The organism is Streptomyces sp. URMC 124 (assembly GCF_051386455.1).
In the GTDB taxonomy this organism is placed as follows: domain Bacteria; phylum Actinomycetota; class Actinomycetes; order Streptomycetales; family Streptomycetaceae; genus Streptomyces.
In genome coordinates this window covers 1-9,338 of sequence record NZ_JBPQTS010000217.1, presented here as the reverse complement: position 1 = coordinate 9,338, position 9,338 = coordinate 1, and the positions used below count along the sequence as shown (strand labels likewise).

Below are 9,338 nucleotides of genomic sequence, written 5' to 3'. Positions count from 1 at the left end.
TTGTGTATAAGAGACAGGCCCCTCACGCCCCTCCGCGTCCGCCGGCTCCCACCAGCGCGGCGGCAGATCACGCCGCAGCAGCACGCCCCCGGGCGTGCGCACCTCCACCGTCCCGTGCCGGCCCACCACCACCAGCACGCGCTCCGACACCACCCGCCAGCCGCCGTCGGTGTCCGGCTCCAGCACCGCCCGCTCGTCCGCCTCGGGCCCCGCCCCCTGCAGGGCGTACGAGGGCTCCGGACCGGCCCCGTCCCAGCCGCAGAACACCGCCCCGCCCGCCGCCACCCGCACGCGCAGCGACGACCGCGCGAAGTGCACCACCCCGCCGCCCGGCATCGGCTCGGCGCCCCGCACCGCACCCGGCACCCGCGCCCGCTCCGCGCCCGGCCGCGGCAGCCCCGCCCTGTCCGCACTCCGCCGCCGCAGCGCCGACCGCAGGGAGCGCACCCCCCGGGCCGTACGGACCGTCGTCACTAACCGCAGCAGATCACGCGCATCCATGCTGCTCAGACTGCCACCCGCACGATCGTCGGCGCCCGGAGTTCAGATGCCGTTCACCCCCCGCAGGGACAAGGGCGGGGTGCCGGGGCACCCGGCGCGCGTGAGGCGGGCGGGGCACGGCCCCCCGCACCGCCGATGCGATGCGCACCGCACTCTGCCGTCGGCTCTGGTGCGGGAGTCGATCACATGGCATCGTCCTGGTCAGCCGTGCCGCGCGCCCACCCCGCCCGTGCGCGCGGCGCACGAGCACCACGCGATTGCCCACGACGCGCAGAAGCCGGGAGCCGCCAGATGACCACCGCACCGCAGCCCGCCGAAACGCCGGAGCCCCTGTGGGTCCCCGGCGCCGACCGCGTCGCACGCGCCCAGGTCACCCGCTTCCAGGCGTGGGCGGCGGAGCGCCACGGTGCCCCGGCCGCCGTCCCCGGTGACCCCGCCGCGAGCTACGCCGCCCTGCACCGCTGGTCCGTCGACGAGCTCGACACCTTCTGGCAGGCCTTCGCCGAATGGTCCGGCGTCCGCTTCTCCCACCCCTACGAGCGCGTCCTCGCCGACCGCTCGATGCCCGGCGCCACCTGGTTCCCCGGTGCCACCCTCAACTACGCCGAGCACGCGCTGCGCGCCGCCGAGGACCCCGAGCGCGCCGGCGACCCCGCCCTCCTCCACGTCGACGAGACCCACGAGCCGACCCCCGTCACCTGGAGCGATCTGCGCCGCCGGGTCGGCTCGCTCGCCGAGGCGCTGCGCCGCCTGGGAGTGCGCCCCGGCGACCGCGTCTCCGGCTACCTGCCCAACGTCCCGCAGGCCGTCGTCGCCCTCCTCGCCACCGCGGCCGTCGGCGCCGTGTGGACCTCCTGCGCACCCGACTTCGGAGCCCGCAGCGTCCTCGACCGCTTCCAGCAGGTCGAACCCGTCGTCCTCTTCACCGTCGACGGCTACCGCTACGGCGGCAAGGAGCACGACCGCGCCGGGACCGTCGCCGAACTGCGCGCCGGCCTGCCCACCCTGCGCGCCGTCGTCCACATCCCCCTGCTGGGCACCCCGGCCCCCGAGGGCGCCCTGGAGTGGGACGCACTGGTGGCCGACGACGTGGAACCCGTCTTCGAACAGGTCCCCTTCGACCACCCGCTGTGGGTGCTGTACTCCTCCGGCACCACCGGCCTGCCCAAGGCCATCGTCCAGTCCCAGGGCGGCATCCTCCTCGAACACCTCAAGCAGCTCGCCCTGCACTGCGACCTCGGCCCCGGCGACCGCTTCTTCTGGTACACCTCCACCGGCTGGATGATGTGGAACTTCCTCGTCTCCGGCCTCCTGGTGGGCTCCACCGTCGTCCTCTACGACGGCAGCCCCGGCTATCCCGACACCGCCGCCCAGTGGCGCGTCGCCGAACGCACCGGCGCGACCCTCTACGGCACCTCGGCCGCCTACGTCATGGCCTGCCGCAAGGCGGAGGTCCACCCCGGCCGGGACTTCGACCTCTCGCGCGTGAAGTGCGTGGCCACGACGGGCTCACCGCTCCCGCCGGACGGATTCCGCTGGCTGCACGACGAGTTCCACGAAGAGGGCGTGCGCGACATGTGGATCGCCTCGGTGAGCGGCGGCACGGACGTCTGCAGCTGCTTCGCGGGCGCCGTGCCCACCCTGCCGGTCCACATCGGCGAACTCCAGGCCCCCTGCCTCGGCACCGACCTGCAGGCCTGGGACCCGCACGGCAAGAGCCTCGTCGACGAGGTCGGCGAGCTCGTCGTCACCAACCCCATGCCCTCGATGCCCATCCGCTTCTGGAACGACCCCGAGGGCACCCGCTACCGCGAGAGCTACTTCGAGATGTTCCCCGGCGTCTGGCGGCACGGCGACTGGATCACCCTCACCCCGCGCGGCAGCGTCGTCATCCACGGCCGCTCCGACTCCACCCTCAACCGGCAGGGCGTCCGCATGGGCTCCGCCGACATCTACGAAGTCGTCGAACGGCTCCCCGAGATCCGCGAATCCCTCGTCATCGGCGTCGAACAGCCCGACGGCGGCTACTGGATGCCCCTCTTCGTCCACCTCGCGCCGGGCGCACGGCTGGACGACGCCCTGCTGGACCGCATCAAGCGCACCATCCGCGAGAACCTCTCGCCCCGCCACGTCCCCGACGAGGTCATCGAGGTCCCCGCCGTCCCCCACACCCTCACCGGCAAGCGCATCGAGGTCCCGGTCAAACGCCTCCTCCAGGGCACACCTTTGGAGAAGGCCGTGAACCCGGGCTCGGTGGACAACGCGAACCTGCTGAAGTTCTACGAGGACCTGGGCCGCAAGCGCTAGACGGATCCAGCCCGTCCGGCGTTTGAGGACGAGCGCGTTCAGCGCGCTACGGGGGTCTGGGGCGCAGCCCCCAGTTACGGGAAGGGGCGGGCAGGGGAGAAAGACCGCCCTACCCGCCATACGTCGCCTGAGCCTCCCCCAGCACCGAAGCAAAGTCCGCGGCAAGGCGCACCGCCTCGCCCGGCCGCAGATCCGCCGTGGTGATCCGCACCCCGGGCGCCGTCCCGATACGGAACCGCGCCCCCGCGGCCACCCACCACCCGCACGACCGCAGCCCGTTGACGACGGCAGCCTCATCCCGTACGGGCACCCACACGTTCAGCCCCCCACGCCCGTGCGCGGCGATGCCCCGCCGGGCGAGCTCCCCGATGAGCACCTCGCGCCGCTCGGCGTAAGCGGCGCGGGCCTCGTCCACGAGCGCGCGGGCCGCGGGGTCGGCCAGCAGCCCGGCCACGGCCTCCTGCAGCACGTGGCTGACCCAGCCGGAAGTCAGCAGCAGCCGCCCGTCGTGCCGCGCCAGCGTCGTCGCGTCGCACGCCAGCGCGGCCCACCGCAGGTCCGGGCCCAAGTGCTTGGTGACCGTGCGGACCTGCGCCCAGCGAGCGAGCCGGCCCCCGGCGGTCAGGCTGTGCAGAGGGGCGCCGCAGACCTCCGCGGTGTAGTCGTTCTCGACGACCAGCACGTCCGGAGCCTCCACCAGCACCGCGGCCAGCGCGTCGCGCCGGGCGGCGGAGAAGCACCCGCCGTACGGGTTCTGCGCCCGCGGGCTGCAGATGACGGCCCGTACGCCGCCGCGCACCGCGGCCCGCAGCTCCTCGGGCCGCATGCCCTCGTCGTCCACCGCCACCGGGACGACACGCAGGCCAAGTGCCGGTACGAGATCCAGCAGGTGGTGGTAGCCGGGGTCCTCCATCGCCACCGCGTCACCGGGCCGCAGCTCGGTGGACAGCAGCCGCGCCACGCAGTCGAGCGCGCTGTGCGCGAAGGTCACGTGCGCGCAGGGGACGCCGTCGCGCTCGTACCAGGCGCGGGTGAGCTCCTCCAGCCGGGCCAGCCGCGGTGCCGCCCGGTGCGAGCGCGCGCCCGGGAGCCCTTGCGCGGGCGCCACCAGATGGGGCAGGAAGGCCGGATCCGGGTGGCCGCCGGCCAGGTCGCGCAGCCCTTCGGGCACCTTCGGCGGGCGCCGGGAGGCGACGGCGGGGGCCTCGGCGACCACGGTGCCGCCGCGCCCGCGGGTGACGACGATGCCCCGGCGGCGCAGTTCCTTGTACGTGGTGGCGACCGTCCCCGGGCTCACGCCGAGGCGCTCGGCGAGCGCGCGCACCGGAGGGAGCGAACTGCCGGGCGCGAGCGCGCCGTCGGCCACGCCGCGCTCGATGGACGCGGCGATCCCCTTGGCGTTCGTGCCAGTGATCTCATATTGTGTCACCACAGAACTGAGTATGTATCAATACAATAGCTTGGTCAAGGGGGATCACCACATGCGCATACCGGGGGGACCGGACGGCCGCCGCATGCTCGCCGTCACCTTCGTCGACAGGACGGGCTCCGGCCTCTGGGGCGCCACGGCCGTTCTGTACTTCACCTACGTCGCCGGGCTCGGCACGGCGCAGATCGGCCTGCTGCTCGGCGTCTCCGGCGCCATCGGCATCGCCGGACCGCCCCTCGGCGGCCTTCTCGCCGACCGCCTCCCCCTGCGGACCCTGCTCGCCGCCGTCCAGGCCCTGCGTGCCCTCGCCTCGCTCGCCCTCCTCACCACCACGGACCTGCGGCTCCTGCTCGTCTTCACCGCGGCGGGCAGCCTCGGCGACCGCGCCTCCTCCGTCCTCACCAAGCTCTACGCGACCCGCATCGCCGGCCCCGACCGCAGCCACTACCAGGCCGTCAACCGCACCGTCTCCAACGTGGGCTGGGCCGTGGGCGGCCTCGCAGCGGCCGCAGCACTCGCCGCCGGCACCACCGCCGTCTACCGCTGGCTGCTCGCCGGCGACGCCCTGTCCTTCATCGCCGTCGCCCTGCTGACCCTGCGCTGCGGCGAACCGCCGTCCGCCTCGCGCGTGGTGACGGTGGGCGGCCCGGCGGCCGGTGCCGAAGCGAGCGGCGAGGCCGCGCGAGCCCGGGCCGCCCGCGTCACCAACCCCTGGCGCGACCGCCGCTACCTCGCCTACACCGCAAGCGAAGCCTTCCTCTGCCTCGACGACTCCGTCTTCAAGGTCGGCCTCGCGCTCTGGGCCGTCACGGCCACACCCGCCCCGCACGGCCTCGTCCCCCTCCTCCTCGTCCTCAACAACGTGCTCGTGGTCTGCTTCCAGGTCCCCTTCGCCCGCTTCGGCACCACCTCCGAGAAGGCGCGCACCACGCTGTACCCCCTGGCCGCGGCCTTCCTCGCCGGCGGAGCGGCCCTCGCCGCATCGGCCACCGGCACCCGCTGGGTCGCCGTCACCGCCCTGGTCCTGGCCGCCATCGCCTTCACCGTCGCCGAGATGCTCCACGCCACCGTCTCCTGGGAACTGTCCGTCGCCCTCGCACCGCCCAGCGCCCAGGGCGCCTACCTCGGCGTCCACGGCCTCGCCACGGCGGTCCAGCGCAGCATCGGCCCCGTGGCCGTGACCGGCACCATCGCGGCCGGCCCCCTCGGCTGGCTCGGCTTCGGCGCCGGACTCGCGCTCATCTGCCTCGCCCAGCGCAGGGTCACCCGCGACGACGGCCGGACCGCGTTGTCAGTGCCTCCCGTTACGGTGAGTGAGCATTGATCACACGCGCTGAGGGGGAGAGAAGATGGCGCACGCACATCACGGCGGAGGACGGCCGACGGGCGGGGAGCGGCCGGCCGGCCGGAAACGAACGGCGGGCAGGAAGCGAACGGCGGGTGGGAAGCGCCCGCACACCGAGCAGCAGGACAGCAGGAGGAGACCGCTCAGTGGGCCGCGCCGGCTGAGCGCACGACGCCTGCTGCGCCGCGAAGCCCCCAGCACCGTGGCCGTCCTGGCCGCGCCGGACGACTTCGCGGCCATGCAGGGCTACAAGAGCTTCACCTTCGACGACCACGCCACCTACCTGCAGCAGGTGGAGGGCCTGCTGCGCGCCCTGACCGCCCGCGGCACGCACACGAGCGTCGCCCTCTTCGACCCCGTCGGCTACGAGGCGTTCTGCACCGAATCCCGCCTCGACCCCGACACCCCTGCCAGCCGCACGCGCTACACGGCGGAGGTCGCAGCCGCCGGCACCAAGGTCGCCTACGAGGGAGAGCCCCTCACCCGCCTGCTGCCGCGGCTCGTCGCCGAGGCGGAACAACAGGCGACCTGGGAGTACGCCTCGGCCCTGCTCGCCCGGGGCGACTGCGACTCCTGCGGCGAGGACATCGGCCGCGCCGCCTTCGCCAGGGCCACCGCCCTGCTGCGGCGGATCATCAAGGCGGTCGGCCCCGGTACCCACCACCTCGTCTGCAGCATCCCCGCCGAAGGACAGACTCCGCTCGTCGCCGTGCTGCGCACGCAGAGCCGCGACGACGGCCTGCTCCACCTCGGCGAGGCGGCCGCACTCATCTTCTGCACGGTCCTCGCGGCAGGCATCGCCACGGAACGGCCGGGCGGAGTGGTCCTGCGCAGCATGCGGCCCGACGAGCGCGACACCGTCCGCGGCTGGACCCTCAAGGACGGCGGCAGGCTCCACCCGCTGACGGAGGCGGAGGTCTTCGCCGCCTACTGCACCGACGCCCGCACCGGCGAACCCGTACCGCCCGAGCCCGACGTCGACTACCGCGCGGGGCTGCCCTTGGAGGACTAGAGGAGGGCGCTGAGGGCCGGAAGGCCCGGCGGCCGGAGAAACGAAGAAGGGTGCCCCACCACCCGGCGGGACACCCTTCACCTCTCCATCACCTCACCGCGGCATCGCGCGACGGTGACGGCACCGGCTCACTCGCCGGACAGCACCGCCTGCGCGGCCAGACGGGCCTCCTCGGCGGAGTCCGTCGCACGGGCCGCGGCAGCAGCCCGCTCGCACTGGGCCAGCGTGTGCTTGGCCAGCGTCGCGCGGACGTACGGAATCGACGCCGCGCCCATGGACAGGCTCGTCACGCCCAGACCGGTCAGCACACAGGCCAGCAGCGGGTCCGACGCCGCCTCACCGCACACGCCGCAGCTCTTGCCCTCGGCCTTGGCGGCCTCGGCGGAAGCGGCGACCAGGTCGAGCAGCGCCGGCTGCCACGGGTCCTGCAGCCGGGACACCGCACCGACCTGACGGTCGGCGGCGAAGGTGTACTGCGCCAGGTCGTTGGTGCCCAGCGACAGGAACTCGACCTCCTGCAGGATCGAGCGGGCCCGCAGCGCGGCGGAGGGGATCTCCACCATCGCACCGAACTTCGCCTGCAGCCCGGCCTCGCGGCACGCGTCGGCGAACGCCTTCGCGTCCGTGCGGTCGGCCACCATCGGCGCCATGACCTCGAGGTAGACCGGCAGCCCCTCGGCGGCCTTGGCCAGCGCCGTCAGCTGCGTGCGCAGCACCTCCGGGTGGTCGAGCAGGGTGCGCAGACCCCGCACGCCCAGCGCCGGGTTGGGCTCGTCGGCCGGCGTCAGGAAGTCCAGCGGCTTGTCCGCGCCCGCGTCCAGCACCCGCACGACCACACGGCCCTCGGGGAACGCCTCCAGCACCTTGCGGTACGCCTCGACCTGCTTGGCCTCGGACGGCGCCTTCTTGCTGTCGTCCAGGAACAGGAACTCGGTGCGGAACAGGCCGACGCCCTCGGCGCCCGCCTCGACGGCCGCCGGCACGTCCGCCGGACCACCGACGTTCGCCAGCAGCGGCACCTTGTGCCCGTCCGACGTCGCACCCGGACCGGACGACGCCGACAGCGCCGCCTTGCGCTCCTCGGCCGTCTTGATCAGCTCGGCGCGCTTCTCCGGGCTCGGGTCGACGAAGATGTCGCCCGTGCTGCCGTCCACGGCCACCACCGTGCCCTCGGCAAGCTCACCCGCACCCGGCAGCGCCACGACGGCCGGCACGCCGAGCGCACGCGCCAGGATGGCGCTGTGGCTGGTCGGCCCGCCCTCCTCGGTCACGAAGCCCAGCACCAGGGTCGGGTCCAGCAGGGCGGTGTCGGCGGGAGCGAGGTCCCGGGCGATGAGCACGTAAGGCTCGTCGCTGTCCGGCACGCCCGGCATCGGCACGCCCAGCAGGCGCGCGACGATGCGGTTGCGCACGTCGTCCAGGTCGGCCACCCGGCCGGCCAGGTACTCGCCGGCGTTGGCGAGCAGCGCGCGATAGGCGGCGAAAGCGTCGTACACCGCGCGCTCCGCGGTGCTGCCGACGGTGATGCGCCGTTCGACGTCGGCCATCAGCTCGGGGTCCTGGGCCATCATGGCCTGGGCCTCCAGCACGTGCTGGGCCTCGCCGCCGGCCAGGTTGCCGCGCGCGATGAGGTCGGCGGCCACAGCTTCCACGGCCTGGCGCGCACGGCCCTGCTCACGCGGCGCCTCGTCCGTCGGAATCTGCTTGGCCGGCGGCTCCAGAACCGCCGTGCCCATGTGCCGGACCTCGCCGATCGCCACACCGTGGCTCACGCCGACGCCTCGCAGCGTTGTCTCCATTTCACCCGTCTCCGGTTGATGCGGCGGCTCGGGCCGCCGCGGTGGATGTCGTACGTGCCGCTCCCCTTCTTAGGGAGCGGTATCGGCTACTGCCAGCTGAAGAGCTGGTCGCCGGCCTTGACGTCGCCGTCCTCACGGACCTCGCCGAGCGAGTCGGCGGTGGCCTCGAGCGCGACGATCGGGCAGACCGGCGACTTGCCGGCGGCCTCGACGGCGACCGGGTTCCAGCGCACGACGTCCTGGCCGCGCGTCACGGTGTCACCCTTGTTGACGAGCAGCTCGAAGCCCTCGCCGTTGAGCTGGACGGTGTCGATGCCGAGGTGCGTCAGCACACCGTGGCCCTCGGCGTCGACGACGACGAACGCGTGCGGGTGCAGCGAGACGATGACGCCGTCGACGGGGGAGACCGCGGCGTGGGGCTCACGAACGGGGTCGACGGCGGTACCGGGTCCCACCATCGCGCCGGAGAAGACCGGATCGGGCACTGCCGCGAGTCCGATGGCGCGTCCGGCGATCGGGGACGACACGGTGGTCATGGGAAGCCTCCCAGGTGGAGATTCGTCACGCGCCGTCACTACCTGTCCTGGACGGCGCACTGGTCGGAAGCCTAAGTCATAGGAACTGAGGGTTCCGCACGAGTGATCGGGCCCTTGGCGTGTGCGGTGCGTAATCGATTTGCCTCGCGTCATGAGGGCATGTACTGTCGGGTCCCTGCCCAAGACCGAGGCCCGCAGTCAACTGCCGGCAAGGCGAGGGTGGCACCTACCAGAAGTGATCCTTTCCAGGGCTACTGCTGTGTCCGTATGTCTTTGTGACTGCGGAAAACAGAGTGGCGGGGGAGCGGAAAAACTCCTGATAGAGTGGAAGCACAACGAAGGGAAGCGCCCGGAGGAAAGCCCGAGAGGGTGAGTACAAAGGAAGCGTCCGTTCCTTGAGAACTCAACA

The 9,338-nt window shown here is 73.2% G+C and carries 6 protein-coding genes and 1 pseudogene; 3 read left to right on the top strand and 4 right to left on the bottom strand.

Translation table 11 applies throughout. The features are described from left to right. Window positions 1-501, bottom strand: a pseudogene (locus ACSNOG_RS30295) (glycosyl hydrolase); the annotation flags it as partial. Window positions 502-792: 291 nt separating this feature from the next. Here ACSNOG_RS30295 and ACSNOG_RS30290 point away from each other — a divergent pair. After that, entirely contained in the window at window positions 793-2,808 is a 2,016-nt protein-coding gene (locus ACSNOG_RS30290) for an acetoacetate--CoA ligase (protein WP_436755903.1), read from the top strand. A 109-nt stretch (window positions 2,809-2,917) separates the two neighbouring features. Here the strand turns inward: ACSNOG_RS30290 and ACSNOG_RS30285 are convergent, their stop codons facing one another. Next, window positions 2,918-4,240 (bottom strand): aminotransferase class I/II-fold pyridoxal phosphate-dependent enzyme, encoded by a 1,323-nt coding sequence (locus ACSNOG_RS30285; protein WP_436755902.1) that lies wholly within the window; start codon window positions 4,238-4,240, stop codon window positions 2,918-2,920. A gap of 49 nt (window positions 4,241-4,289) precedes the next feature. On the opposite strand from ACSNOG_RS30285, the gene ACSNOG_RS30280 reads away from it, so the two are divergent. Together ACSNOG_RS30280 and ACSNOG_RS30275 are read left to right on the top strand one after the other, a co-directional pair. After that, window positions 4,290-5,561, top strand: a complete 1,272-nt coding sequence (locus ACSNOG_RS30280; protein WP_436755901.1) for an MFS transporter — start codon at window positions 4,290-4,292, stop codon at window positions 5,559-5,561. Between the two features lie 223 nt (window positions 5,562-5,784). Next, window positions 5,785-6,594 carry a hypothetical protein gene (locus ACSNOG_RS30275; RefSeq protein ID WP_436755900.1) on the top strand — a complete coding sequence of 270 codons (810 nt, stop codon included), beginning with the start codon at window positions 5,785-5,787 and terminating at the stop codon, window positions 6,592-6,594. Window positions 6,595-6,722: 128 nt separating this feature from the next. Here the strand turns inward: ACSNOG_RS30275 and ptsP are convergent, their stop codons facing one another. Continuing rightward, window positions 6,723-8,393 (bottom strand): phosphoenolpyruvate--protein phosphotransferase, encoded by a 1,671-nt coding sequence (ptsP, locus tag ACSNOG_RS30270; RefSeq protein WP_190024664.1) that lies wholly within the window; start codon window positions 8,391-8,393, stop codon window positions 6,723-6,725. An 86-nt stretch (window positions 8,394-8,479) separates the two neighbouring features. Next, on the bottom strand, window positions 8,480-8,929 hold the full coding sequence (locus ACSNOG_RS30265) for a PTS sugar transporter subunit IIA (protein ID WP_436755899.1): 450 nt from the start codon (window positions 8,927-8,929) through the stop codon (window positions 8,480-8,482). Between the last annotated feature and the right edge of the window lie 409 nt (window positions 8,930-9,338).